This is a genomic window from Pseudomonas azerbaijanoccidentalis (assembly GCF_019145495.1).
Taxonomy (GTDB): domain Bacteria; phylum Pseudomonadota; class Gammaproteobacteria; order Pseudomonadales; family Pseudomonadaceae; genus Aquipseudomonas; species Aquipseudomonas azerbaijanoccidentalis.
In genome coordinates this window covers 215,372-238,489 of record NZ_JAHSTU010000011.1, presented here as the reverse complement: position 1 = coordinate 238,489, position 23,118 = coordinate 215,372, and the positions used below count along the sequence as shown (strand labels likewise).

Below are 23,118 nucleotides of genomic sequence, written 5' to 3'. Positions count from 1 at the left end.
TCAGAAGTTTTCAAAGTTTCCTCTGTAACTTCAACCACTTGCGCTTCCGATCTCTCGTCAGCGGGAGGCGAATTCTACAGCGTTACACGCTGCTGTCAACACCTCTTTTTCAACTTCCTTTTGGCTTCGATGAACTGAAGCAACCTGCTGCCGAAAACTGCGTAACTCGTTGTTTACCAAGGAGTTTTCCGTTTCGACTGCGCCGGAAGTGGGGCGAATTATAGACATCTGAGATCTGTCGTCAAGCATTGATTTGGTTTTTCTATCAGGACGAGCAAAATCACTGCTTATATATAGACGCGCCCACAGGGAATGCGCAGTATATTGCCCAACACAAGAATTGCGCTCCAGCTCCACCCCACTTTGGACGATGCCTCTCAATGAATGACCAACCTCGCAGCCTTGCCTCGACCTTGTTCTCGGTCGGCCTGCTAATAATAGCCATGGCATCGATCCAGTCCGGAGCCTCCCTGGCCAAAAGCATGTTCCCCATTGTGGGCGCTCAGGGAACCACCACCCTGCGGCTGGTCTTTGCCAGCGTAATCATGCTGCTCCTGCGCCCATGGCGCGCGAAGCTCACTGCAAAATCCTTGCGCACAGTCATCGTCTACGGCATGGCGTTGGGTGGCATGAACTTTCTCTTCTATATGTCCTTGCGCACGGTGCCGTTGGGAATTGCCGTGGCCCTCGAGTTCACCGGGCCGTTGGCGGTAGCCATTTATGCATCTCGCCGGGCGATTGACTTTCTATGGATCGCCCTCGCTGCCGTTGGCTTGCTATTGCTGATACCAACCGGGGCCACGACGGCGGGTATCGACCTCGTAGGTGCCGGATACGCATTGGGCGCTGGAGTTTGCTGGGCGCTATATATTCTGTTCGGCCAGAAGGCAGGTGCCGACAACGGCGTACAAACCGCCGCGCTGGGCGTGATGATTGCCGCGCTGTTCGTTGCACCTATCGGCATCGTTCATGCGGGCGCCGCGTTGCTGACGCCTTCACTGATCCCGATAGCCATCGGTGTCGCCATCCTGTCAACTGCCCTCCCCTACACCCTGGAGATGGTCGCCCTGACGCGCATGCCAGCCAGGACCTTCGGTACATTGATGAGCATTGAACCCGCAGTGGGCGCGCTATCCGGCTTGCTGTTCTTGCATGAATACCTGTCACTGTCACAGTGGATGGCTATCTTGTGCATCATTCTGGCTTCGGTCGGTGCCACCATGACCATGGGGAGTTCCGCCAAGCCTGCTGTTGCGGCGGATTGATGCAAGATTTGACGAGGCTCTGGTATTTGCCGCTCATTTAGGCCATGTTTAGGCCCGCAATCCAATGTCAGACATGGACTTTTCAAGACAGGGAAATCAGCACGCTTCATGCGAAAGCGAACACTGCCAGACCGGGCGTCAGATCCGGGAAGGCAATAAGGACAGCAATGAAACGAATTTTGATACTGATCGCCGTTCTTGCCATTGCGGGCTGCGCGGCGACATCGAAGACCCAGGTAAAGCACGGTAGAAAAGGGCTCCACATCAACTGTTCCGGGCTGTCGTCCTCTTGGGATCAGTGCTATGCCAGTGCCGCCAATTCGTGCGCGCCCAAGGGGTACAAGGTCATCGCCAAGTCAGGGGATGCCGTGGAGGAACCGGGTGACTATCCGTTTGGCCTCAACCCTGCCGGTTACACCAGCCGAAGCATGATCGTCATCTGCAAGTAGGTTGAAGCTGTTGTCAGGCTCTCGGGCCTGCGATTTGCCGTCCGATCTCATCGTAACTGGACTTCAGCACCTTATGCTGAAGCTCCGTAGTGGCGAGCATCCTCGCCACCACCAGCGCCCCGATGCATTGCGACAGAATGGCCCAAGCCAGGCTGTCACTTTCCAGCACCTGCGCCCAACTCTCCTGCAACTGACAAATCCAATGCTCCGCCTGCTGCCGAATCGTCACATCGGAACGGGCTATCTCCGCACCCAATGCCGGCAGTGCACAGCCCGTTTCCGGGTGTTCAACATGGGACATGCTCAGGTAATGCTTCAGGCACCGTTCAAGCTTGTCGCGATCCTGTTCAGCACCCAATCGTTCCAGACTTTGTCTCAGTTCTCGTTCGACAACCGAAGCGAACAACTCGTCCTTTGAGGAAAAGTGGCTGTAGAAAGCCCCACCGCTCAAACCGATTGCCTTCATCAAGCCGTCCACACCCACCGTCGAAAAACCGGACCTCTTGGCCAATACCGCACTGCTCTGCAGAAGCTTTTCTTTGGTTTCCAGCTTGTGATTGGCCGAGTAACGCATTGCCTTCCCCTCAGAGTTCATCGCCTTGACGCTCATCGAATCGTAGCATAACGTTCGTTTAGTTAACGATCGTTTACCAAAAGGATCTATCCATGAATAACAAGAAGGTCGTACTGGTCATTGGTGCTGGCGACGCCACTGGCGGCGCCATTGCCAAGCGTTTTGCCCAGGAAGGTTTCGTCGCCTGTGTCACCCGTCGCAGTGCGGACAAACTGCAACCTCTGGTTGATTCAATTCTCGCTGACGGTGGCCAGGCCCACGGCTTTGCCTGCGATGCGCGCAAGGAAGAAGAGGTGGTGGCACTGGTTGAGCAGATTGAAAACGATATTGGCCCCATCGAAGCGTTCGTTTTCAACATCGGCGCCAATGTGCCCTGCAGCATTCTCGAAGAAACCGCTCGCAAGTATTTCAAGATCTGGGAAATGGCCTGTTTTTCGGGGTTTCTCAATGCGCGTGAAGTGGCAATACGCATGGCCAAGCGACAGCGCGGCACGATCCTGTTCACCGGCGCCACCGCCGGCATGCGGGGCGCCGCAGGGTTTGCCGCATTTGCCGGCGCCAAGCACGGCATTCGTGCACTGGCGCAAAGCATGGCCCGGGAGCTGGGACCGATGAACATTCACGTTGCCCACATCATCGTTGATGGCGCGATCGATACCGACTTCATCCGCAACAGTTTTCCGGAAAAGTACGCCACCAAGGACCAGGACGGCATTCTCAACCCCGAGCACATTGCCGAGAACTATTGGTATCTGCACAGCCAGCCTCGCGACGCCTGGACCTTCGAACTGGACCTGCGCCCCTGGAACGAACGTTGGTAAGCCCTCCCCTATAACAACAAACAGAGCGCGACGACCATGAGCAAAACCGTGGAGTTCTACTTCGACCTGGGCAGCCCTGCCACCTACCTGGCCTACACCCAGTTACCAAAAATCTGCGAGCAAACCGATAGCCAGTTGATCTACATACCGATCCTGCTGGGTGGCGTATTCAAGGCGACTGGTAACGCCTCCCCGGCCACCATCCCGGCCAAAGGCCGATACATGTTTCAGGACCTCGACCGTTATGCCAGACGCTATGGCGTACCGCTGAAGTTCAATCCGCACTTCCCGATCAACACCCTGATGCTCATGCGCGCCGTCACCGGCATGCAGTTGCGCCATCCCCTACGTTTTGCCGCTTTTATCGATTGCCTGTTCAAAGCGCTTTGGGTTGATGCCCGCAGTCTCGATGAACCGGCAACCGTCGCAGCAGTACTGAGCCAAAACGGCTTCGACCCCAACGAAGTGCTGGCACCGACCGCCGACGAGGACGTTAAAGCCGCTCTCAAGGACAACACCGAAAAAGCAGTGCTGCGTGGTGTGTTCGGAGCCCCGAGCATGTTTGTCGATGACCAGTTGTTCTTCGGTCAGGACCGACTGGACTTCGTCCTCGAAGCCCTGCGTTAAATCTCGATGACCAACCGCCCTTGTGCTGCGCCCGACAACAGCAGCGCATGGGCGGCCTCGGCGGTTTGCAGGGTAAATTGATGCGGGTCGAGAATTGGCTTGAGCGAACCGGCCTCGATCAACCGTGCCGCGTCGCGCAGAATCGCCCCGTGATGATCACGCCCGTGCCCCGTCAGTAATGGCAGCAAAGTGAAGACGCCAGAATAGGTCGCCCCGCGAAACGACAGCGGCGCAAGACTGTGTTGCCCCCAGCCAAGGCAGCTCACCACATGCCCTTGATAAACCCGCGCCGCCTTGAATGACGCGTCCAGCACTTCACCACCCACCGTGTCATACACGATGTCGAAGCCCTCCCCGTCAGTGTATTTCGCTACATAGTCCTCAACTGAACACTCGCGGTGATCGATAAAAACCGCGCCCAATCCTTCGATGATTTCCTTGTGCCGCTTCGACCCCGTGGCAAACACCTCGGCACCGAACGCACGAGCGATTTGCACAGCAACATGCCCGACACCTCCGGCACCGCCATGAATCAGCACCTTTTGCCCCGCACGCACATGAGCCCGATCAACCAAACCTTCCCAAGCCGTGATCAGGATCAAGGGCAGCGCCGCAGCCTCGCGCATGCTCAGATTGCCAGGCTTGCCCGCCAGCAATCGCGCATCGACCACGGCGTACTCGGCCAGCGAACCTTGGGCACCGCCAATCCCCGTCGCCATGGCATAGACCTCATCCCCGAGCTTCCAACTACTTACCCCTTCGCCCACCGCCTCTACCGTACCCGCGAGATCCATACCCAATACCGCGGGCAACGGTTGGCGGGCGTGGGCCGCCTGGCCGGAGCGGATTTTTCCATCAAGGGGATTCACCCCGCTGGCGGCGATCCGGACCAACACCTGGCCAGCAGCCGGTTCAGGTCGTTCAATGGATGCCAAGCGTAGCGGCGCATCCGCCGAGTCAACAATCAGTGCGCGCATGTGCAGTGAGTCAGTCATTTCGCATACTCCCGTGAGATGTGGTTGTAGGACTTATCCTCACCCCATCCACCTATGCCGATAAGACGCTAGATCGCTATAGTGAATATGCCCTGACAGCATTAATGAGATGTCTCGTGGACAAATTAAACGCAATGGCGATTTTCGTCCGGGTGGTCGAGCGCGGCAGTTTTTCCGCCGTCGCCCGGGAATTGCAGACCAGCCAGCCAACCATCAGCAAAGTACTGCAGGCACTGGAAAGCGAGCTGGGTGGAAAACTGATTGCCCGCAGTACCCGAAAGTTATCGCTGACCGAAGAAGGCCAGCGCTACTTCGACCACTGCCGGCAAATTCTCGCGGCCGTGGACGCCGCCGAGCACAGCTTTCAATCCGGCCGGGAGACCATCGCGGGGCCACTGAGGATCGGTTCTTCAGTGAGTTTCGGGCGCTTGCAGATTGCGCCGCGTCTGCCGGCGTTTCTCGAGCGCTATCCAGACGTCCGGGTTGACCTGCAACTGAGTGATCACAACCAGGATCTGGTCAGCGAAGGCCTGGATGTCACGTTCAGGATCGGCGCGTTGAACGACAGCGGCCTGATAGCCCGTCACATCGGCAGCACTCACCGGATAACCGTCGCTGCGCCGCAGTACCTGGCACAACACGGCCAGCCGCAAACGCCGGACGATCTGCGCGAGCACAATTGCCTGCAGTTCAATTTGCTGAGCAGTCAGAATCTCTGGATTTACACCCATGGTGCTCGTCGTCATGAAGTACGAATCAAGGGCAATGCGCAGAGCAACAACTCCGAAGCGATTCGCGAGATGGTCTTGGGCGGATTGGGGGTGGCGCTGTCGCCGGTGTGGCTGTTCAGCGAGGACCTGAAAGCCGGGAGAGTGACAGCATTGCTGCAGGACTACAGCGCGCAGTCGCTGCCGATACATGCCGTGTCCCCGGCGAATCGTCGCCAATCCGCCAGGGTCAAAGCCTTTGTCGATTTCATGAGCCAGGCGCTGGAGTCAGCGCCTGAACTGCAAGCAATCAAATAGCTGCGGTGCGGGTATTCAACCACTCAAGGGCGGCGCCATCGAGCAACGGGCTCAAGCGCTCGCGCACTTCGGCGTGGTAGGCGTTGAACCACTGCTTTTCTTCTTCGCTCAGCAACGAAGTTTCCAGGCAACGCGTATCGATCGGGCACAGGGTCAGGGTTTCGAATTTCAGGAATTCACCGAATTCGCTGCTGCCCGCTTCGCGGTTCATCGCCAGGTTTTCGATGCGCACGCCCCAGCGACCCGGACGATACGTGCCCGGTTCAATCGAGGTGATCATGCCTGGCAGCATCGCGGTCTGCGGTGCTGGAGCCGCTTGATAGGCAATGACCTGCGGACCTTCGTGAACGTTGAGGAAGTAGCCGACGCCGTGACCGGTGCCATGCCCGTAATCAACGTTTTCGGCCCAGATCGGCGCGCGCGCAATGGCGTCCAGCAGCGGCGACAAAATGCCTTTCGGGAACTGCGCCCGGGACAAGGCGATCACGCCCTTGAGCACGCGGGTGCAATCGCGTTTCTGTTCGGCAGTCGGAGTTCCCACCGGCACCATCCGCGTGATGTCGGTGGTGCCGCCGAGGTACTGACCACCGGAGTCGATCAGCAATAGACCGTCACCTTCGATCACCGCGTGTTCTTCTTCGGTGGCGTGGTAATGCGGCATGGCGCCGTTGGCGTTGAAGGCGGCGATGGTATTGAAGCTCAGCGACACGTAGTCCGGACGACGCTCACGGGCAGCGGTGAGTTTTTCGTCGATGGTCAGTTCGGTGATGCGTTCGCGGCCCAGCGCCGAGTCCAGCCAAGTGAAGAATTCGCACAGCGCCGCGCCGTCCTGCTCCATGGCTTGGCGGATGTGGGCAGCGTCGGCCAGGCTTTTCTGCGACTTGGCGAGGGTCGTCGGGTTCAGGCCTTCGACCAGTGTGACGCCATCGCTGAGGTTATCCAGCAAACCTGCCGTCACGCGCGCCGGATCGACCAGCAGGCTGGCACCGTTCGGCACGGCGCGCAGAGCATCGGCCACTTCGCTGTAATCGCGCAGGGTTATGCCATCCTGCTCAAGGACCGCGCGCAGCTCGGCATCGACTTTGCTCAACGCCACAAACAGGGTGGCCTGTTGCTGACTGATCAAGGCAAAGGATACGAACACCGGGTTGAACGACACATCGCCGCCGCGCAGGTTGAACAGCCAGGCGATGTCATCGAGTGTGGCGATGAAATGCCAGTCGGCACCGCGTGCCTGCAGGGTTTCACGCAGCTTTGCGAGTTTTTCGCCGCGACTGACGGTGGCCTGCGGAGGCAGGTGCTGATAGATCGGCGCGTTCGGCAGTGTCGGGCGATCGCTCCAGACTTCGTTCAACAGGTCGATGTCGGTGCGCAGGCGTGCGCCGCGCTCTTCGAGTTTGCCACTCAGGGTACGCGCCGAAGCCACGGCCATTACCGCACCATCGACCGCGACCACGCCGCCTTCAGGGGTTTGCTCGGCGAGCCAGTCCAGAGGACTCGGTTGCCCCGGTTGCAGCTTGACCAGTTCAATGCCGCTGCCCTTGAGTTCCTTGGTCGCTTGTTCCCAATAGCGGCTGTCGGCCCAGACACCGGCGAAATCCGCAGTGACGATCAGCGTGCCGACCGAACCGTGGAAACCCGACAGCCATTGACGCCCTTGCCAGTAACCCGGCAGGTATTCGGACAGGTGCGGGTCGGCCGACGGCACCAGCAAGGCGTGAATGCCCTCCCGGCTCATCAGTTCGCGGGTTTGCGCCAGGCGCTGGGGCACCGATCCGGTGATCGAAAACTGCGTATTCATCGTGACTCCTGCTAACCACTCATCATTATTGTCATGTGCCGATAGGATCGGCGTTTACGGACCTGTCGCCCAGAAAGCCGGAGCACTGGCGCAAGCCGCTTTGATCAGTTGTACCGCTTGATCGATAACCTGCTCGGTGGTGAAGCGCCCCAGGCTCAAACGGATGGTGCGACTCGCCGCGCGTGCGTCATGCCCCAGCGCCAGCAGCACGTGGGACGGTGCATTGCTCGCCGAGTTACAAGCCGACGTTGCGGAAAATGCGATCGAGGCGCTGAGCGCCGCAGAACTGAACTCGCCCTCATTAAAAGTCAGGTTCAGCGTATGTGGAATGCGTTGGGTCGGGCTGCCGTTGAGGCGCACGCCCGGAATGCTCAGCAGCGGTTCGAGCAGGCGTTCGCGCAGTCGCGAGATCTTGTCTGCCTCATCCATAAACGCAGCCGCTGCCAACGCGAAGGCCGCGCCCATGGCGACAATCTGGTGCGTCGCCAGAGTGCCGGATCGCAAACCGCCTTCATGCCCGCCACCGTGAATCTGCGCCAACACGCGCTGTTGCGCGCGCGGGCCAACGTACAACGCGCCAATACCTTTGGGGCCGTAGAGCTTGTGCGCCGAAAACGACATCAAGTCGACCGGCCACTCGGCGAGATCGATTTTCACTTTGCCCGCGCCTTGGGCCGCGTCGACATGGAACAATGCACCGCGCTCGCGCACCACCAGGCCGATACCCGGGATGTCATTGACCGTGCCCAGTTCGTTGTTGACCAGCATCAGCGACACCAGGAAGGTGTCCTCGCGCATCGCGTCGCTGACGGCTTGCGCGGTGATCAGGCCTTCGGCGTCGGGCATCAGATACGTCACTTCGACGCCTGAATCCTGTAACTGCCGGGCCGTGTCGAGAATTGCCTTGTGTTCGATCTGACTGGTAATGATGTGGCCGCCAGCAACGCCACGCGCCTGGGCGACGCCCTTGAGGGCGAGGTTGTTCGATTCGGTGGCACCGGAGGTCCAGACGATTTGCTCAGCCTCGGCGCCGACCAGCTCGGCGACCTGACGTCGCGCCTGTTCAACCGATTGCCGGGCCTGCTGGCCGAAGGCGTGGGAGCTGGAGGCAGGGTTGCCAAAGTTGCCGTTGAAGCCCAGACACTCGACCATGACCTTGATGACTCGCTCATCCACCGGTGTGGTGGCGGCGTAGTCGAAATACAGCGGACGTATATTCATAAAAGACTCGCAGAGCGTGTTCCGGGATCAGGAGGCTCGTCACTGCAAACGGCGAAACGCAGCCTTATGAGCTGCGTGCGGTTTTCAGAACGTTACCAATACCTGATCGGATGCCGTTAAAGAAGTCCAACTTCATTTAAAAGTGCGTAGGAACGCTCCTGAAAAGTGAGCTTAACAGGCATCGGGCAACCGGTTGAAGCAATGCGTCAGCTAAAGCTTTCGAGCAAGATCGGATACAGCGACGCCACCAGCAATGCCGCCATGCCCCAGTTGAACAGGCGCAGCCAGCGGCGGTCCTTCAAAACGTTGCGCAACAGCGTGCCGCAAGCCGCCCAGACACCGACGCTCGGCAGGTTGATGAGGGCAAAAACCGCTGCAATGACGATCACATTGGTGAAGTAACCCTGCATCGGCGTGTAGGTGCTGATGGCGCCGATGGCCATGATCCAGGCCTTGGGATTGACCCACTGGAAAGCGGCGGCGCCGAGGTAACTGATCGGCTTGCCCTCTCCCTGTTCACTGTCCGATACCGGGCCGGAGTGCGCGATTTTCCACGCCAGGTACAACAAGTACGCCGCTCCGACGTAACGCAGCACGGTGTAGAGCACAGGGTAAGTCTGGAATACCGCGCCCAGCCCAAAACCGACCGCCACCACCAGCACGAAGAAGCCGCAGGTAATGCCAAGCATATGAGGGATGGTGCGGTTAAAGCCGAAGTTCACCCCCGATGCCAACAACATGGTGTTGTTCGGGCCGGGCGTGATCGAGGTAACGAGCGCAAACAGGGCGAAGCCCAGCAGCAGATCTAAAGAGAGTGTCATGGGTGGCAGTCCATCAGGGTCAGTCAGGTAATGACCCTATCGCACACCCTCAGCGAAACCCATGGACAGTTACGCGAAAGTTGGACCCGTACAGTTTCTGCTCAGCTCTGACGACCGTGCAGCTGTACAGCTCGCTCGGCGTTCATTTCGCCCTGTTTGTCGAAACCAAACGTCTTTTGCGGCTGGCCGAGCAATTCAGCTTTTTTCGCGTGGTACTCGTCGAAAGACAAGCCACGACGGTTCAACGCTTCCATCGCCAGTTCGCGAGTTTCTTCGGCGGTATAGGGCCGCAATTCAGGGGAAACGTGGCTGGCACATCCGGCAAGTACGGAGACCGCGAGCAGCAAGAAAGTGGCGAGTAGAGGTTTCATGTTCGGCGTCCTGGCATCTGGGTTCGGGGCAATGAACACAGGCTACTCGCGCCATTGGATCAGCAGAAATCAACACTCTCGATAGTCGCTATCGAGTTTTCCTAATGCCTGACTTATCTGCCACACATATTCGATAAAGATATATTAATATTAAATTAATGTCTTTTACGGAATAACAAACAGCCTTTATAACTCCTGCATCGCCTCAGGCACTGTTGCCCACGCAACTGTTCGCCAAGCAACAGACGATCAACAAACACCCCCTGAAAATCAACAGCGCGGATCGATCAATACGCTGCAAGCCCCGTAATCCAAGGCTTCGAGGGATTGGTACAGCTCTTGCTCAACCGGGTGACTACTCACTGCTCGCTGAGCAACTGTTTAAAAAGGAACTGATCATGACGCGTCCATTGAAAGTCGTTGCCGTTTCCGGCGGTACCTGGCGGCCATCCCGCACACTGGTACTGACCCAAGCGATTTTGGCGCAGCTGGCTGAGCAACTGCCCATCGAAAGCAAGCTGATCGAACTGGGCGATATTGCCCGGCCACTGGGCGCGGCGCTGTCCCGTCAAGAATTGAGCGCGGATATCGAAGCCGAACTGCAAGCCATCGAGAACGCCGACTTGCTAATCGTGGCCGCGCCGGTTTATCGCGGTTCCTATCCGGGCCTGCTCAAGCATTTGTTCGACCTGATCGATTTGAACGCGCTGATCAACACGCCAGTGCTGCTGGCCGCCACCGGTGGCAGCGAGCGTCATGCGTTGGTGCTCGATCACCAATTGCGGCCGCTGTTCAGTTTCTTCCAGGCCCTGACCTTGCCGATTGGGGTCTACGCCACCGAAGCCGATTTTTCCAATTACCAAATAACCAGTGAACTTCTAAAGGCCCGCATTCAACTGGCTGCAGAACGCGCCGCGCCGTTGTTCGGCGTGCACCCCAACAATCTGCTGAAAATCGCTTAAGGATTTGTTCATGGATGTTTTCTGGTTTCTGCCAACCCACGGCGACGGTCATTACCTGGGCACTACACAGGGCGCACGCCCGGTGACGCTCAATTACCTGAAACAGGTAGCCCAGGCCGCCGACAGCCTGGGTTATCACGGCGTGTTGATTCCTACCGGGCGTTCCTGCGAAGACTCGTGGGTGATCGCTTCGGCACTGGTGCCGTTGACCGAGCGCTTGCGTTATCTGGTGGCGATCCGCCCGGGGATTATTTCGCCGACCGTGTCGGCGCGCATGGCGGCGACGCTGGATCGCTTGTCCAACGGCCGCTTGCTGATCAACGTCGTGACGGGTGGCGATCCGGATGAAAACCGCGGCGACGGCAGCTTCCTCAATCACAGCGAACGCTACGAAGTCACCGACGAATTCCTGAAAATCTGGCGCCGTGTGTTGCAAGGTGAAGCGGTCGATTTCGAAGGCAAACACCTGAGGGTGCAAAACGCCAAGGCGTTGTACCCGCCAGTGCAAAAACCGTATCCACCGCTGTACTTCGGCGGTTCATCCGACGCCGCCCATGATTTGGCCGCCGAACAGGTGGATGTCTACCTGACCTGGGGCGAGCCACCGGCTGCCGTGGCGCAAAAAATCGCCGATGTGCGCGAGCGCGCGGCACGCAACGGACGCACGGTGAAGTTCGGGATTCGCCTGCACGTGATCGTGCGCGAAACCGCCGAAGAGGCCTGGAAAGCGGCAGACAAATTGATCGAACACATCAGCGACGAAACCATCACCGCTGCGCAGCAATCATTTTCACGTTTTGATTCTGAAGGCCAGCGGCGCATGGCGGCCCTGCATGACGGACGTCGCGACAATCTGGAAATTGCGCCCAACCTGTGGGCCGGCGTCGGCCTGGTGCGGGGCGGTGCCGGGACGGCGTTGGTGGGCGATCCACAGCAAGTGGCGGCGCGCATCAAGGAGTACGCGGACCTGGGGATCGAGAGTTTCATTTTCTCCGGTTATCCACATCTTGAAGAAGCCTATCGCTTCGCCGAACTGGTGTTCCCGTTGCTGCCCGAGCCGTATGCCAGCCTTGCCGGGCGCGGTGTCACCAATCTGACTGGGCCGTTTGGCGAAATGATTGCCAATGACGTGCTTCCGGCTCACGCCAAACCCTGATTCACCCTTGGTCCTGTAGGAGTTGCGTGAAGGCTGCGATTTTTTGGTTTTAAAGATCAAGATCAAAAGATCGCAGCCTTCGGCAGCTCCTACAGGGTCAGCTCAATAAGGAAAACCGCGTGACTGCCAAGCCGCTAAGCGCCCTGATATCCCCGCTGCAAACCGCCCGTCAATTGGCGGCGGAGTTTGCCTTGACTGCCGTCGAGCGCGACGAACGTGGTGGCACACCCAAGGCCGAGCGTGACGCCCTGCGCCACAGCGGCCTGCTCGCCTTGAGCATTCCCGCCCAGTTCGGTGGCCTTGGTGCCAGTTGGAGTGAAACCCTGACCGTGGTGCGCGAGTTCGCCAAGGTCGACAGTTCGATTGCCCACGTGTTCGGCTTCCATCACCTGATGCTCGCCACCGTGCGTCTGTTTGCCCGGTCCGAGCAATGGCAGCCGTGGTTTGAACAGACCGCGCGCAAGAACTGGTTCTGGGGCAACGCGCTCAATCCGCTGGACACCCGCACCGTGGTGAAAAACCTCGGTGGCTGGCGTGAGTTTTCCGGCAAGAAAAGTTTCTGCTCCGGTGCCAGCGATTCCGAAATGCTGATCGCCTCGGCGGTGGACGAAAGCGCCGGCGGCAAGCTGTTGATCGCCGCCATTCCCAGCGGCCGCAGCGGCATCACCCTGCACAATGACTGGAACAACATGGGCCAGCGCCAGACCGACAGCGGCAGCGCCACGTTCGAACGGGTGCGGGTCGAAGAGTCGGAACTGCTGCTCGATCCCGGTCCGTTGAGTACGCCGTTCGCCTGCCTGCGCCCGTTGATCGCCCAGCTCACGTTCACCCACATGTTCCTCGGCATCGCCGAAGGTGCCTTCGAGGAAGCGCGGCAATACACGCTGACCGAAACCCGGCCGTGGCATAAATCCACCGCTCAGGACGTGTCCCAGGATCCTTATGTGCTCGGCCATTACGGCGAATTCTGGGTGGCACTCGAAGGCGTTCGCCTGCTGGTGGAGCGTGCCGCCAGCCTGCTCGACAAGGCCTGGGCCAAAGGCCCGAACCTCAGCGCCGAAGAGCGCGGACACCTGGCCACCGCCATCGCCACAGCCAAAGTCGCGGCAACGCGCAATGGCCTGGAATTGTGCAGCCGCCTGTTTGAAGTGACCGGCGCGCGCTCGACCCACGCCTCACTGCGGCTGGACCGCCACTGGCGCAACCTGCGTACCCAGACACTGCACGACCCGGTGGATTACAAACTTCAAGAACTGGGTGACTGGGCGCTGAACAAGGCCCTGCCGATTCCGACTTTCTATTCATAACCTGCCCTACATGGAGCGTGCCTCATGCAACTGCTGACCTTACCGCCCTCGCCCGCTCTGGCCACGTCGATCCGCGCCACGGCCCAGGTGTTCGAAGACCCGAAATCCCAGGCCCTGCTCGCGCATCTGCAACAGGTCGCGCCGAGTGAAGCCAGTGTGCTGATCATTGGCGAAACCGGCACCGGCAAAGAATTGGTGGCGCGGCATATCCACAACCTCAGCGCCCGTCGTAACCGGCCGTTCGTGGCGGTGAACTGCGGTGCGTTCTCCGAGTCGCTGGTCGAGGCCGAGCTGTTCGGCCATGAGAAAGGCGCGTTCACCGGCGCGTTGAGTGCCAAGGCCGGCTGGTTTGAAGAGGCTGACGGCGGCACCTTGTTCCTCGATGAAATCGGCGATTTGCCGATGGCGATCCAGGTCAAGCTGCTGCGAGTCTTGCAGGAGCGCGAAGTGGTGCGCCTGGGTTCGCGCAAGAGCATTCCCATCGATGTGCGGGTGCTCGCGGCGACCAACGTACAACTGGAGAAAGCCATCAATGCCGGGCATTTTCGCGAAGACCTGTATTACCGGCTGGACGTGGTCAGCCTCGAACTGAGCCCGTTGCGCGACCGGCCCGGCGATATCCTGCCGCTGACCCGTCACTTCATCGACGCCTACAGTCAGCGCCTGGGTTACGGCAGCATCAACATCAGCAAAGAAGCCGAACTGAAACTGCGCAGTTACAGTTGGCCGGGCAACATCCGCGAACTGGAAAACGTCATTCACCACACCCTGTTGATTTGCCGCAACGGCGTAATCGAACGCGATGACCTGCGCCTGTCGAACATGCGTATCGAGCGTCAGGACGACCAGCACGTCCAGGCCGATGACTCCCCCGAGGCGCTGCTCGACCGGGCCTTTCAAAAACTGTTCGAGCAACAGGCCGGTGCGCTGCACGAGAAAGTCGAAGACACGTTGCTGCGCGCGGCTTACCGCTTCAGCCATTACAACCAGGTACACACCGCCGCGCTGCTGGGGTTGAGCCGTAATGTCACGCGCACACGCCTGATCAAGATCGGCGAACTGGCGGTGAACAAGCGCCGGCCAACGGAAAACGTCCAGGGCGGACGCCTGATGCAGCTGTCGATTTAACCCATCGAGCCTGACTCGAAATAGGTGGCGCGGCTATCGCTGGCAAGCCAGCTCCCACAGGATTGTGCGTTTTCCAAGACTCACACAAAACCTGTGGGAGCCTGGCTGCCAGCGATGGCGTCCTCAAGATCAATCCGGAATCAGAACCCCGGCGCAATCTGCCCTTTGTAGCGGGTCAAGATGAACTGGCGCACTTCATCGGAATTCAACGCCTTGGCCAGTTTCTGCAAACCCGGGTCGTTGATGTTGTCCGGCCGCGCGACCAGGAACTCGATGTACAGACTTTTGCCCTTCTCGACGATCAACGCACTGTTGGTGTCGATCCCGGCTTCCAGCGCGTAGTTGGCGAACACAAACGCCAGGTCGACCTGACTCACCGAGCGCGCCAGCAGCGCACCTTCCAGTTCACGGATTTTCAGGTGTTTCGGGTTTCCGACAATGTCACGCTGGGTTGCCAGGGTGTTGCTCGGGTCCCTGAGTTTGATCAGCCCGGCTTCGTGCAGTAGCACCAGCGCGCGACCGGTGTTCACCGGGTCGTTGGGGATCGACACCGTGGCGCCATCTTTCAACTCGGAGATGTTTTTGATCTTGGTCGAGTAGGCCCCGAACGGCTCGATGTGCACGCCGACTACCGGCACCAGATCGGTGTGGCGGGTCTTGTTGTAGTCATCGAGAAACGGCCGGTACTGGTAGTAATTGGCGTCGAGGTTCTTTAGCGCAAGCTGCTGGTTTGGCTGGATGAAGTCGGTGAACACCTTGATGTCCAGGTCCACGCCTTCCTTGGCCAGGGTCGGTTTGACGAATTCGAGGATTTCCGCGTGCGGCACCGGGGTGGCGCCAACGGTGAGTTTTTCATTGGCGTGAACGCTCAACGAAATCAGTGCAGCCAGAACGGCCAAAGTCTTTTTCATGGGTTGCTCCAAGGCAGATCAAATGGCCGTCGTGGGGCGGACGTGGGGCCGGAGTTTTTGGTTTTTTCGATTGAGTTTTCAGCGGTGGCTGTATCGTGCCACCAGTCGGTCGCCGCTCATTTGCAGGGCCTGGACCAGGATCAACAACAACACCACCGTCACCACCATCACGTCGGTCTGAAACCGCTGATAGCCGTAGCGGATCGCCAGGTCGCCCAGTCCGCCACCGCCGATCACCCCGGCCATCGCCGTGTAATCGACCAGCACAATCGCGGTCACCGTCACCGCCGCCAGCAATCCTCCCCGGGCTTCTGGCAACAAGGTGTAGCGGATGATTTGCCAGGTATTGGCGCCCATGGCCTGGGTCGCTTCCACCACACCGCGATCGACTTCACGCAACGCGGTTTCCACCAGCCGCGCGAAAAACGGCGTGCAACCCACCACCAGCGGTGGAATGGTGCCCGGCACACCGAGCGAGGTGCCCACCAGCAGCGTGGTCAGGGGAATCAGTACGATCAGCAAAATGATGAAAGGCAGCGAGCGCAGCATGTTCACCAGCACCGACAACACCCGGTAAACCCCGACGGCTTCATGCAACTGACGCTTGCCGGTGAGGAACAGCACCACCCCCAGCGGCAATCCCAGCAGCACGGTAAAACCGAGGGCCGCGCCGAGCATGCTCAGCGTGTCGAGGCAGGCCTGGCCGATATCAGCCCAATAAATATTCTTGAACCATTCGGCCATGATCACGACCAGTCATGACGCGGCGGTTTGACGCCGTTGAGCAGCCAGTTGCCGACTACGTGGTATTTCCAGCGCACCGGATCGTGGAGCGTGTGGACCCGAGCGTTGCGCCAGTGACGATCGAAGTTGTGCTTCCTCAACGTGGAGCGGGTGCCGCCGAGTTCGAACAGTTTGTTGGTCGCTTCGATGGCGATTTCGGTGGTCAGCACCTTGGCCTTCGCCACGGCGAGGGACGCGCGGGCGACGTTATCCTCATCAGGTGCCGGACGCGCCGCATCCAGTGCGCGACCGGCCCGTTCCAGCAACGCTTCGGCGGCTTCCAGTCGAATCTCCAGGCCACCGACCTGAATGATGGTCAGCGGGTCTTCACTGGCCTTTTCCACACCGGCATCGATCCACGGTCGGGCCGATTGCTGAACGAACGCAATGGTGTCGCGCAGGGCCGCGCGGGCAATGCCGGCGTCAATGGCGGCCGTGGTCAACTGCGCGAATGGGCCGGCCAGGGTCGGGCTTTCATAAGAGCGATACGTCGGGAACAGGTTGAACGCCGCAACGTGCAGATCTTCGGCCAGAACAGTGCCGCTGGACGTGGTGCGCTGACCAATGCTGTCCCAGTCGTCGACGATCACCAGCCCTTGGGTGCCGCGTTCGACAAAGGCCAACTGGCCCTTCTGCTCTTCATCCACCGCCAGCACGGCCAGCCAATGGGCATACAGCGAGCCAGTGCAGTAACCCTTGCGACCGTTGATCACATAGCCGTCGCCATAACGACGGAGGGTGGTCTGGATGTCCTGCACGTTCTTGCCGCTGGTCTCCGACAGGGCGTTGGCAAAACGGTGACCTTGCAAGGCCAGCTCAAAGAAATGCGCCTGTTGCTCCGGCGTGCCTTGCAGACGGATGTCTTCCAACAGGCAGTAGTGGTTTTGCGGGATTTGCCCCAAGGACGGGTCGGCCGCGGAAATGATCGCGATGACCTGCGCCAGCACCGCCGAAGAAACCTGTGCACCGCCGAACGCTTTGGGCACGGTGATGCCCCACAGGCCGCTGTTGGAAAACAGATCGACGATCTCGGCAGGCACGTGGCGCGTGCGGTCGCGTTCGGCGTCCTGCTCCAACAGGCTCGCGGCGACACGCTCGGCCACGAGCAAGGCTTCAGTTTCGTCAGCGATCCGGTGGGCGGCCGGCGGATTGATCGGATAAACGGCAGATTCGGACAAGGCAGGCATACAAGACTCTCGGTATCGGTAATACCTGAGGTATTGCAGCTTCTGTGCCTGACTGCGCGGGCCATTGTTTATGGGCGTTTGAGGCCGATTTCGAGGGACTCACGATAATAGATCCGGACAGTCTGCTGCTTCACTGTTGATGGCTGAACAGTGTTATCGATAGTCGAACGCCCTGTAGGAGCTGCCGAAGGCTGCGATCTTTTGTGAACTTGAAGATTGCTGAAGATCAAAATCAAAAGATCGCAGCCTTCGGCAGCTCCTACACTTATTGGTCCTGCTTGAAAGCAGTGAATTCCCAACAAGAACAGGGAGAACCATCATGAGCGTTAAACCGATTCCCGAGGGTTATCACAGCATCACGCCGTACCTGGGCATTGCAAAAGCCGCTGAAGCCATCGAGTTCTACAAGAAAGCCTTCGGTGCCATCGAAGTCATGCGTCTGTCCATGCCGGACGGCGGTATCGGTCACGCCGAGCTGCGCATTGGCGACTGCCCGATCATGCTCGGCACGCCTTGCGATCAAGGGCCGTTGAGCAATCCGGACAGCTCGCCTTCGGTGGGCCTGCATTTGTATGTGACCGATGTGGACAAGTCCTATCAACAGGCGATTGACGCCGGTGGCATTGCGGTGTCGGAGGTCAAGGATCAGTTTTATGGCGACCGTTCCGGGACGTTGAAGGACCCCTATGGACATCTGTGGTTTTTGGCGACGCGTAAAGAGGATCTGACTCAGGAGCAGATTGAGCAGCGGGCGAAGGAGATGTTTCAGCAGGGTTGAGATCTTCAGGGGTTGATAGACCGCCATCGCGAGCAGGCTCGCTTTTACAGTGATGGCGGTTTATCAGACACACTTCATGAACAATCCCACCACACTTCACGCCTTGCCCTCACGCCGCAACACTTTCAGGATGCAGCTAATCAGAACAAGGAGGCACTCATGTTTGCCGGATTCCTGAAAGACCAGCGCTGCGTCAACGGTGTGGACATTGCCTATCGCATCGGCGGCAGCGGTCCAGGCCTGTTGTTGCTGCACGGCCACCCGCAGACCCACGTCATCTGGCACAAGGTCGCCGAACAACTGGCCGAGCATTTCACCGTGATCGCCGCCGACCTGCGCGGTTACGGCGACAGCGCCAGACCGCCAGCCGATGAGCTGCACAGCCACTACTCCAAACGGGAAATGGCCAAGGACAGCGTCGAGTTGATGCAGGCCTTGGGGTTCGAACAGTTCTCGGTGCTGGCCCACGACCGTGGCGCTCGCGTCGCCCATCGCCTGGCCCTGGATCACCCGGGCGCCGTGCAGCGCATGGTGTTACTCGATATCGCCCCGACCCTGGCGATGTACACGCAAACCACTGAAGCCTTTGCCCGTGCGTACTGGCACTGGTTCTTCCTGATTCGCCCAGCACCGTTGCCGGAAACCCTGATCGAGGCCGACCCCGAAGCGTATCTGCGCAGCGTGATGGGCAGCCGCAGTGCCGGGCTCAAGCCATTCACCGAGCAAGCCTTCGGTGAATACCTGCGCTGCCTGCAATTGCCGGGCGCCGCCCGTGGCATCTGCGAAGATTATCGCGCCAGTGCCAGTATCGACCTGGAGCATGATCGTGCCGACATTGAGGCCGGTCATCAATTGGCGCTGCCGCTGCTGGTGCTATGGGGCGCGGAAGGCACGGTCGGACGGTGCTTCGAGCCGCTCAAGGAATGGCAAAAAGTAGCCTCCGATGTCCGTGGCAAGCCGTTGCCCGCCGGCCATTACATCGCCGAAGAAGCGCCCGAACAGCTGCTCACCGAAGTGCTCGACTTCCTGCGCTGAGCTTGGCCACCGCCCTGACCGCCATCAACCTCCCGCGCACGTCGCAATGACCCGCGCGGGATTGTCATGCCAGCAAAAAACCACAGGACGCGAAACACGAAACATTTTCTTTCATATCGCCCTTCGGGATTTCGGGTGCTCATCCGTCCTATATAGATGCAGTCCTGTCGCGTAGGCAAAAGCCACGACCGGGCCTTTCATGGACCTCATCGCTGCGAAGCCCGTAGTAGAGGCCTTTCATCGATACAAGACGCCCTAATCATGTCGAAGAAATCCCGTTCAAAACTTTGGTTTCTGGTCCATAGCTGGCTGGCGCTGCCGATCTGGTTTTTTGTCCTGATCGTCTGCGTCACCGGCACACTGGCCGTGGTGAGCCAGGAAATCGTCTGGCTGGCCAACCCGCAAATGCGCGCCAGCCAGCCTTCCGACGATGCGCCGCGGCTCAATTACGACCAAGTCGTCAGCGCGATCAAAAAGGCTGAGCCCGACCTCATCATCGACAGCATCAGCCGCCCCGATGAATCGCACTTTGCGCTGGACGTCAGTGTCACCTATCCCGACGGACGTGCGTTGACGGTTTACGTCAACCCGTACACCGGCGCCATTCAAGGCCCCGCTCCGCAATTCAACTTCCAGGCATTCACCCGCGCGCTGCATGGCTGGTGGCTGGTGCCGTTCACCAATGGCTACAGCTGGGGCTGGTACCTGGTGTCGTTCCTCAGCCTGCCGCTGCTGGCTTCGTTGATCACCGGGCTGGTGGTGTACAAGCGCTTCTGGAAAGGCTTTTTGCGCCCGACCCTGCGCATTCGTCACGGTGCTCGGATTTTCTGGGGCGATTTCCACCGTCTGAGCGGTATCTGGTCGATCTGGTTCATCGCGGTGATTTCCGTCACCAGCACCTGGTTTTTGATCGAAGCGTTCATGTTCGATAACCAGATTTCCATCTCCACCGCGCCGGTGGCGGCGGTGGTACCCCGTGAAAACGTGCCGCTCACCGCCGATGGTTCGGCGGCGCCGATGATCAGCCTCGAAGCGGCGATCCGCCAGGCCAAGGAGCGTATCCCCGGTCTTGACGAAAGTTTTGTCAGCATGCCGGCCAACGCCTACAGCTACCTGTCGGTGGGGGGGCGCAGCTGGTATCCGCTGATGTTCCAGACCGCCGATATCAACCCGTACACCGGTGATGTCGCCGCCACCCGCCTGCTGTCGGACCGCTCGGGCCTGGAGTTCGTGACCGAGTCCATGCGCCCGTTGCACACCGGTGATTTCGGCGGTCTCTGGATCAAGCTGATCTGGTTCTTCTTCGGCCTGCTGCTGAGCATGATGGTACTCAGCGGCCTGCTGATCTGGACCAAGCGCACCGCCCTGGCCACGGCCAATGCGCTCAAGCGCAACAACAAACGCCCACGCAACGAGGCAGTTGCGGCTGGCAGCCGTGAAAGCACGGAGGTCAGCCAATGAGCCTGTTCACTGCAGAAAAACCCGCGTCAAAACTGAGCCGTTTCTGGCACAAGTGGCGTTTCCACATCAACGTTCTGCTGTTGCTGGTGCCGCTGGGCTTCATGCCCAAGTATTTCGCCGACGCCGCGCTGTTCCGTGGCGACACGGGCCTCGGTGAGCGGGAAATCGGTGAAGTCCAGGTCGGCCCGTGGAGCCTGCGTCTGGCCGAGCTGCGCAATGAAGCCCCCCGCCCCGATGGCCCGGCCGGCCACATGAAAAGCTTCAACGCCGCGCTGTGCGACAGCTGTCGCGAGCAGGTCAAGGCGACTTACCTGCGCATCGGTAAACCCCGCAGCCTGCGCGCCGCCGGGGTGATTTTCTTCGGCACGCCGTACCGCATGGGCGCCATGTTGCCGATCCCGGAAAAAACCAAAGCCGACGCCGAACTGTGGATCACCATGGAAGGCTGGGACGGCTCCATGCATCAGGCATCCATTCCTCTGAGCCAGGCCTCCCCCGCCACTCTCGCCTGGCTGAGCACTCAAGGAGGCAAACCATGATCAACGTTATCCGCCCTCTCAGCGCCGCATTGCTATTGCTCGGCGCCGGTTTCAGCACCAGCGCCCTGGCCCACAACCCGATGTGCGAATGCAAGGCGATCGACGCCGAGCAGATCAAGTGCACGGGCGGTTTCTCCGACGGCAGCGGCGCACCGGGAGTGACCCTGGATGTGATCGGCTACGACGAAACCATTCTGGTGCCGGGCAAGCTCGGTGCCGACTCGACCCTGACCTTCAAGAAGCCCGGCGCCGAGTTTTATGTGTTGTTCGACGCAGGCCCTGGCCACGTGGTCGAAATCGACCAAGCGGACATCGAAACTCCATGAGCACGCCAACCACGCAAGTCGTCCGCCCGGCCGGTGCCGGTCATGAAACCCTCTACGTGTTGCTGTTGTGCCTGATCATTCTGGCGGTGGCCGGTTCGGTGGTCGCGTGGCGCGGCGAGTCTCAGGAAGTGAGCAGCGTCAACACTCATCAACTGGACGCCCGCCGCGACCTCAGCGCTTCCGAGCAAGGCATCTACGCCGATCTGCGCGTAACGCTGGACGAAATTCACTTGCTGCGCCAGGAACAGCAAACCCTGCCGACACCTGAAACCCTCGCCGATGAGGGTTTTGCGCCGTTCGCCCAGGACGCCAGCTCCGTCAGCCGTGGCGGCCATGCCTGGCAATTGCTCGACGCCAAGGCTTACTTCGGCCAGAGCCAGACCGCCAGCGTGGCCGGCTCGTTCCTGATGCGTTTGACCGCCGAAGATGATGCCCCGGACATCTGGCTCAACCGCGCCACCGATCTCAAGGCCCCTGCCGACCTCAGCGACGCCGCGCTCGAAAGCGCCGGCTGGCAGCAGATCGTCGCGCAATTCGATGCCGGCGTAACCCGCCAGCACCGGCACTGAACCCTCGCCTTCACCCGAGAGAAGACCGCTTTCCCATGCCAATTTCATCTCTACGTTCTGTTCTGCGCCTGACACTGGTCGGCCTGCTGGCCTGCCTGCTGACTCCCCTGGCCAGCGCCGACGAGGCCAAGCGCCTGCGCATCGGCATCACCCTGCACCCGTATTACAGCTATGTGGCCAACATCGTCGGCGACAAGGCCGAGGTGGTGCCGCTGATTCCGGCAGGCTTCAACCCTCACGCCTACGAGCCTCGGGCCGAAGACATCAAGCGCATCAGCGGGCTCGACGTGATCGTGCTCAACGGCGTGGGCCATGATGACTTTGCCGACCGCATGATCGCCGCCAGCGAAACCCCGAATGTGCCAGTGATCGAAGCCAACGAAAACGTACCGTTGCTGGCCGCCACCGGTGTTGCCGCACGCGGCGCCGGCAAAGTGGTGAACCCGCACACCTTCCTGTCGATCAGCGCATCGATTGCCCAGGTCAACAACATTGCCCGGGAGCTGGGCAAGCTCGACCCGACCAACGCCAAGACCTACACCGATAATGCCCGCGCCTACGGCAAACGCCTGCGCAAGATGCGCGCCGACGCCCTGGCCAAACTGACCCAGGCACCCAATGCCGAACTGCGGGTGGCCACGGTCCACGCCGCTTACGATTACCTGCTGCGCGAATTCGGCCTGGAAGTGACCGCCGTGGTCGAACCGGCCCATGGCATTGAACCGAGCCCGAGCCAGTTGAAAAAGACCATCGACCAACTGCGTGAACTGGACGTGAAAGTGATCTTCTCGGAGATGGATTTCCCGTCCACGTACGTCGACACCATCCAGCGTGAATCCGGGGTGAAGCTGTATCCGCTGTCGCACATTTCCTACGGCGAATACACCGCCGACAAGTACGAAAAGGAAATGACCGGCAACCTCAACACCGTGGTGCGGGCGATTCAGGAGTCGGGTAAATGACCTCGAAAGAAACGCTCATCGCCCAAGACGCCGAACACCCTGTG

25 protein-coding genes are annotated in these 23,118 nt (G+C 59.7%); 16 read left to right on the top strand and 9 right to left on the bottom strand.

Annotated features, from left to right (window positions below):
- The first annotated feature begins 380 nt into the window (after positions 1-380).
- The gene (rhtA, locus tag KVG88_RS28460) at positions 381-1,265 is read left to right on the top strand and encodes a threonine/homoserine exporter RhtA (RefSeq protein WP_217873366.1); all 885 of its coding nucleotides are present in this window, start codon (positions 381-383) and stop codon (positions 1,263-1,265) included.
- 167 nt (positions 1,266-1,432) lie between these two features.
- Positions 1,433-1,714, top strand: coding sequence for a hypothetical protein (locus tag KVG88_RS28455; protein ID WP_150703710.1), 282 nt, complete (start codon positions 1,433-1,435; stop codon positions 1,712-1,714).
- A gap of 13 nt (positions 1,715-1,727) precedes the next feature.
- On the opposite strand, the gene KVG88_RS28450 is transcribed toward KVG88_RS28455, so the two are convergent.
- On the bottom strand, positions 1,728-2,288 hold the full coding sequence (locus KVG88_RS28450; protein WP_150703711.1) for a TetR/AcrR family transcriptional regulator: 561 nt from the start codon (positions 2,286-2,288) through the stop codon (positions 1,728-1,730).
- A gap of 92 nt (positions 2,289-2,380) precedes the next feature.
- Here KVG88_RS28450 and KVG88_RS28445 point away from each other — a divergent pair, with 92 nt between their 5' ends.
- Together KVG88_RS28445 and KVG88_RS28440 are read left to right on the top strand one after the other, a co-directional pair.
- The gene (locus KVG88_RS28445) at positions 2,381-3,109 is read left to right on the top strand and encodes an SDR family oxidoreductase (RefSeq protein WP_217873365.1); all 729 of its coding nucleotides are present in this window, start codon (positions 2,381-2,383) and stop codon (positions 3,107-3,109) included.
- A 36-nt stretch (positions 3,110-3,145) separates the two neighbouring features.
- Positions 3,146-3,736, top strand: a complete 591-nt coding sequence (locus KVG88_RS28440; RefSeq protein WP_217873364.1) for a 2-hydroxychromene-2-carboxylate isomerase — start codon at positions 3,146-3,148, stop codon at positions 3,734-3,736.
- Here KVG88_RS28440 and KVG88_RS28435 read toward each other — a convergent pair.
- Positions 3,733-4,731, bottom strand: a complete 999-nt coding sequence (locus tag KVG88_RS28435) for a zinc-dependent alcohol dehydrogenase family protein (protein WP_217873363.1) — start codon at positions 4,729-4,731, stop codon at positions 3,733-3,735. The two genes, KVG88_RS28440 and KVG88_RS28435, sit on opposite strands and share 4 nt — an antisense overlap.
- 104 nt (positions 4,732-4,835) lie before the next feature.
- Here KVG88_RS28435 and KVG88_RS28430 point away from each other — a divergent pair, with 104 nt between their 5' ends.
- Positions 4,836-5,756: a LysR family transcriptional regulator gene (locus KVG88_RS28430; RefSeq protein WP_217873362.1), complete on the top strand. Its 921-nt coding sequence runs from the start codon at positions 4,836-4,838 to the stop codon at positions 5,754-5,756.
- On the opposite strand, the gene KVG88_RS28425 is transcribed toward KVG88_RS28430, so the two are convergent.
- From KVG88_RS28425 to KVG88_RS28410, 4 genes are all read right to left on the bottom strand, one after another.
- Complete coding sequence (locus KVG88_RS28425) at positions 5,749-7,557, bottom strand: aminopeptidase P family protein (protein ID WP_217873361.1); 1,809 nt, start codon at positions 7,555-7,557, stop codon at positions 5,749-5,751. The two genes, KVG88_RS28430 and KVG88_RS28425, sit on opposite strands and share 8 nt — an antisense overlap.
- A 54-nt stretch (positions 7,558-7,611) precedes the next feature.
- The gene (locus tag KVG88_RS28420) at positions 7,612-8,778 is read right to left on the bottom strand and encodes an aminotransferase class V-fold PLP-dependent enzyme (protein WP_217873360.1); all 1,167 of its coding nucleotides are present in this window, start codon (positions 8,776-8,778) and stop codon (positions 7,612-7,614) included.
- Between the two features lie 206 nt (positions 8,779-8,984).
- On the bottom strand, positions 8,985-9,599 hold the full coding sequence (locus KVG88_RS28415) for a LysE family translocator (RefSeq protein WP_150703718.1): 615 nt from the start codon (positions 9,597-9,599) through the stop codon (positions 8,985-8,987).
- Between the two features lie 101 nt (positions 9,600-9,700).
- Positions 9,701-9,970: a hypothetical protein gene (locus KVG88_RS28410; protein ID WP_150703719.1), complete on the bottom strand. Its 270-nt coding sequence runs from the start codon at positions 9,968-9,970 to the stop codon at positions 9,701-9,703.
- A 398-nt stretch (positions 9,971-10,368) separates the two neighbouring features.
- Here KVG88_RS28410 and msuE point away from each other — a divergent pair, with 398 nt between their 5' ends.
- The 4 genes from msuE (at position 10,369) to KVG88_RS28390 (ending at position 14,523) form a co-directional block, all read left to right on the top strand.
- Positions 10,369-10,932 carry an FMN reductase gene (gene msuE, locus KVG88_RS28405; protein ID WP_150703720.1) on the top strand — a complete coding sequence of 188 codons (564 nt, stop codon included), beginning with the start codon at positions 10,369-10,371 and terminating at the stop codon, positions 10,930-10,932.
- Positions 10,933-10,942: 10 nt separating this feature from the next.
- A complete protein-coding gene (gene ssuD, locus KVG88_RS28400; protein ID WP_217873359.1) occupies positions 10,943-12,088 on the top strand; it encodes an FMNH2-dependent alkanesulfonate monooxygenase in 1,146 nt (381 codons plus the stop codon).
- 119 nt (positions 12,089-12,207) lie between these two features.
- Entirely contained in the window at positions 12,208-13,395 is a 1,188-nt protein-coding gene (locus tag KVG88_RS28395; protein WP_150703722.1) for an acyl-CoA dehydrogenase family protein, read from the top strand.
- A gap of 24 nt (positions 13,396-13,419) precedes the next feature.
- Positions 13,420-14,523, top strand: a complete 1,104-nt coding sequence (locus KVG88_RS28390; RefSeq protein ID WP_217873358.1) for a sigma-54 interaction domain-containing protein — start codon at positions 13,420-13,422, stop codon at positions 14,521-14,523.
- 140 nt (positions 14,524-14,663) lie between these two features.
- Here KVG88_RS28390 and KVG88_RS28385 read toward each other — a convergent pair whose 3' ends face one another.
- The 3 genes from KVG88_RS28385 to KVG88_RS28375 form a co-directional block, all read right to left on the bottom strand.
- Positions 14,664-15,434, bottom strand: coding sequence for a MetQ/NlpA family ABC transporter substrate-binding protein (locus KVG88_RS28385; RefSeq protein ID WP_217873357.1), 771 nt, complete (start codon positions 15,432-15,434; stop codon positions 14,664-14,666).
- Positions 15,435-15,512: 78 nt separating this feature from the next.
- Complete coding sequence (locus tag KVG88_RS28380) at positions 15,513-16,178, bottom strand: methionine ABC transporter permease (protein ID WP_150703725.1); 666 nt, start codon at positions 16,176-16,178, stop codon at positions 15,513-15,515.
- Between the two features lie 2 nt (positions 16,179-16,180).
- Positions 16,181-17,404 carry an SfnB family sulfur acquisition oxidoreductase gene (locus KVG88_RS28375; protein WP_217873356.1) on the bottom strand — a complete coding sequence of 408 codons (1,224 nt, stop codon included), beginning with the start codon at positions 17,402-17,404 and terminating at the stop codon, positions 16,181-16,183.
- Positions 17,405-17,723: 319 nt separating this feature from the next.
- Between KVG88_RS28375 and KVG88_RS28370 the strand changes: the two genes are divergently transcribed.
- From KVG88_RS28370 to KVG88_RS28340, 7 genes are all read left to right on the top strand, one after another.
- The gene (locus KVG88_RS28370) at positions 17,724-18,182 is read left to right on the top strand and encodes a VOC family protein (protein ID WP_217873355.1); all 459 of its coding nucleotides are present in this window, start codon (positions 17,724-17,726) and stop codon (positions 18,180-18,182) included.
- 159 nt (positions 18,183-18,341) lie between these two features.
- Positions 18,342-19,217 carry an alpha/beta fold hydrolase gene (locus KVG88_RS28365; protein ID WP_217873354.1) on the top strand — a complete coding sequence of 292 codons (876 nt, stop codon included), beginning with the start codon at positions 18,342-18,344 and terminating at the stop codon, positions 19,215-19,217.
- 261 nt (positions 19,218-19,478) lie between these two features.
- Positions 19,479-20,678, top strand: coding sequence for a PepSY-associated TM helix domain-containing protein (locus KVG88_RS28360; RefSeq protein ID WP_150703729.1), 1,200 nt, complete (start codon positions 19,479-19,481; stop codon positions 20,676-20,678).
- Positions 20,675-21,217 carry a PA2404 family protein gene (locus KVG88_RS28355; protein ID WP_150703730.1) on the top strand — a complete coding sequence of 181 codons (543 nt, stop codon included), beginning with the start codon at positions 20,675-20,677 and terminating at the stop codon, positions 21,215-21,217. The genes KVG88_RS28360 and KVG88_RS28355 overlap by 4 nt, the downstream gene beginning before the upstream one ends.
- Positions 21,214-21,543 (top strand): hypothetical protein, encoded by a 330-nt coding sequence (locus tag KVG88_RS28350; protein WP_150703731.1) that lies wholly within the window; start codon positions 21,214-21,216, stop codon positions 21,541-21,543. Before KVG88_RS28355 ends, KVG88_RS28350 begins: the two co-directional genes overlap by 4 nt.
- The gene (locus KVG88_RS28345; protein ID WP_217873353.1) at positions 21,540-22,112 is read left to right on the top strand and encodes a DUF6162 family protein; all 573 of its coding nucleotides are present in this window, start codon (positions 21,540-21,542) and stop codon (positions 22,110-22,112) included. Before KVG88_RS28350 ends, KVG88_RS28345 begins: the two co-directional genes overlap by 4 nt.
- A 35-nt stretch (positions 22,113-22,147) precedes the next feature.
- Positions 22,148-23,074 carry a metal ABC transporter substrate-binding protein gene (locus KVG88_RS28340; protein WP_150703733.1) on the top strand — a complete coding sequence of 309 codons (927 nt, stop codon included), beginning with the start codon at positions 22,148-22,150 and terminating at the stop codon, positions 23,072-23,074.
- Positions 23,075-23,118 lie beyond the last annotated feature (44 nt).

Excerpts from the sequence above, each read along its gene's own strand:
- rhtA (WP_217873366.1), top strand. The coding sequence starts at position 381 with ATGAATGACCAACCTCGCAGCCTTGCCTCGACCTTGTTCTCGGTCGGC.
- KVG88_RS28455 (WP_150703710.1), top strand. The coding sequence starts at position 1,433 with ATGAAACGAATTTTGATACTGATCGCCGTTCTTGCCATTGCGGGCTGC.
- KVG88_RS28450 (WP_150703711.1), bottom strand. The coding sequence starts at position 2,288 with ATGCGTTACTCGGCCAATCACAAGCTGGAAACCAAAGAAAAGCTTCTG.
- KVG88_RS28445 (WP_217873365.1), top strand. The coding sequence starts at position 2,381 with ATGAATAACAAGAAGGTCGTACTGGTCATTGGTGCTGGCGACGCCACT.
- KVG88_RS28440 (WP_217873364.1), top strand. The coding sequence starts at position 3,146 with ATGAGCAAAACCGTGGAGTTCTACTTCGACCTGGGCAGCCCTGCCACC.
- KVG88_RS28435 (WP_217873363.1), bottom strand. The coding sequence starts at position 4,731 with ATGACTGACTCACTGCACATGCGCGCACTGATTGTTGACTCGGCGGAT.
- KVG88_RS28430 (WP_217873362.1), top strand. The coding sequence starts at position 4,836 with ATGAGATGTCTCGTGGACAAATTAAACGCAATGGCGATTTTCGTCCGG.
- KVG88_RS28425 (WP_217873361.1), bottom strand. The coding sequence starts at position 7,557 with ATGAATACGCAGTTTTCGATCACCGGATCGGTGCCCCAGCGCCTGGCG.
- KVG88_RS28420 (WP_217873360.1), bottom strand. The coding sequence starts at position 8,778 with ATGAATATACGTCCGCTGTATTTCGACTACGCCGCCACCACACCGGTG.
- KVG88_RS28415 (WP_150703718.1), bottom strand. The coding sequence starts at position 9,599 with ATGACACTCTCTTTAGATCTGCTGCTGGGCTTCGCCCTGTTTGCGCTC.
- KVG88_RS28410 (WP_150703719.1), bottom strand. The coding sequence starts at position 9,970 with ATGAAACCTCTACTCGCCACTTTCTTGCTGCTCGCGGTCTCCGTACTT.
- msuE (WP_150703720.1), top strand. The coding sequence starts at position 10,369 with ATGACGCGTCCATTGAAAGTCGTTGCCGTTTCCGGCGGTACCTGGCGG.
- ssuD (WP_217873359.1), top strand. The coding sequence starts at position 10,943 with ATGGATGTTTTCTGGTTTCTGCCAACCCACGGCGACGGTCATTACCTG.
- KVG88_RS28390 (WP_217873358.1), top strand. The coding sequence starts at position 13,420 with ATGCAACTGCTGACCTTACCGCCCTCGCCCGCTCTGGCCACGTCGATC.
- KVG88_RS28385 (WP_217873357.1), bottom strand. The coding sequence starts at position 15,434 with ATGAAAAAGACTTTGGCCGTTCTGGCTGCACTGATTTCGTTGAGCGTT.
- KVG88_RS28380 (WP_150703725.1), bottom strand. The coding sequence starts at position 16,178 with ATGGCCGAATGGTTCAAGAATATTTATTGGGCTGATATCGGCCAGGCC.
- KVG88_RS28375 (WP_217873356.1), bottom strand. The coding sequence starts at position 17,404 with ATGCCTGCCTTGTCCGAATCTGCCGTTTATCCGATCAATCCGCCGGCC.
- KVG88_RS28370 (WP_217873355.1), top strand. The coding sequence starts at position 17,724 with ATGAGCGTTAAACCGATTCCCGAGGGTTATCACAGCATCACGCCGTAC.
- KVG88_RS28365 (WP_217873354.1), top strand. The coding sequence starts at position 18,342 with ATGTTTGCCGGATTCCTGAAAGACCAGCGCTGCGTCAACGGTGTGGAC.
- KVG88_RS28360 (WP_150703729.1), top strand. The coding sequence starts at position 19,479 with ATGTCGAAGAAATCCCGTTCAAAACTTTGGTTTCTGGTCCATAGCTGG.
- KVG88_RS28355 (WP_150703730.1), top strand. The coding sequence starts at position 20,675 with ATGAGCCTGTTCACTGCAGAAAAACCCGCGTCAAAACTGAGCCGTTTC.
- KVG88_RS28350 (WP_150703731.1), top strand. The coding sequence starts at position 21,214 with ATGATCAACGTTATCCGCCCTCTCAGCGCCGCATTGCTATTGCTCGGC.
- KVG88_RS28345 (WP_217873353.1), top strand. The coding sequence starts at position 21,540 with ATGAGCACGCCAACCACGCAAGTCGTCCGCCCGGCCGGTGCCGGTCAT.
- KVG88_RS28340 (WP_150703733.1), top strand. The coding sequence starts at position 22,148 with ATGCCAATTTCATCTCTACGTTCTGTTCTGCGCCTGACACTGGTCGGC.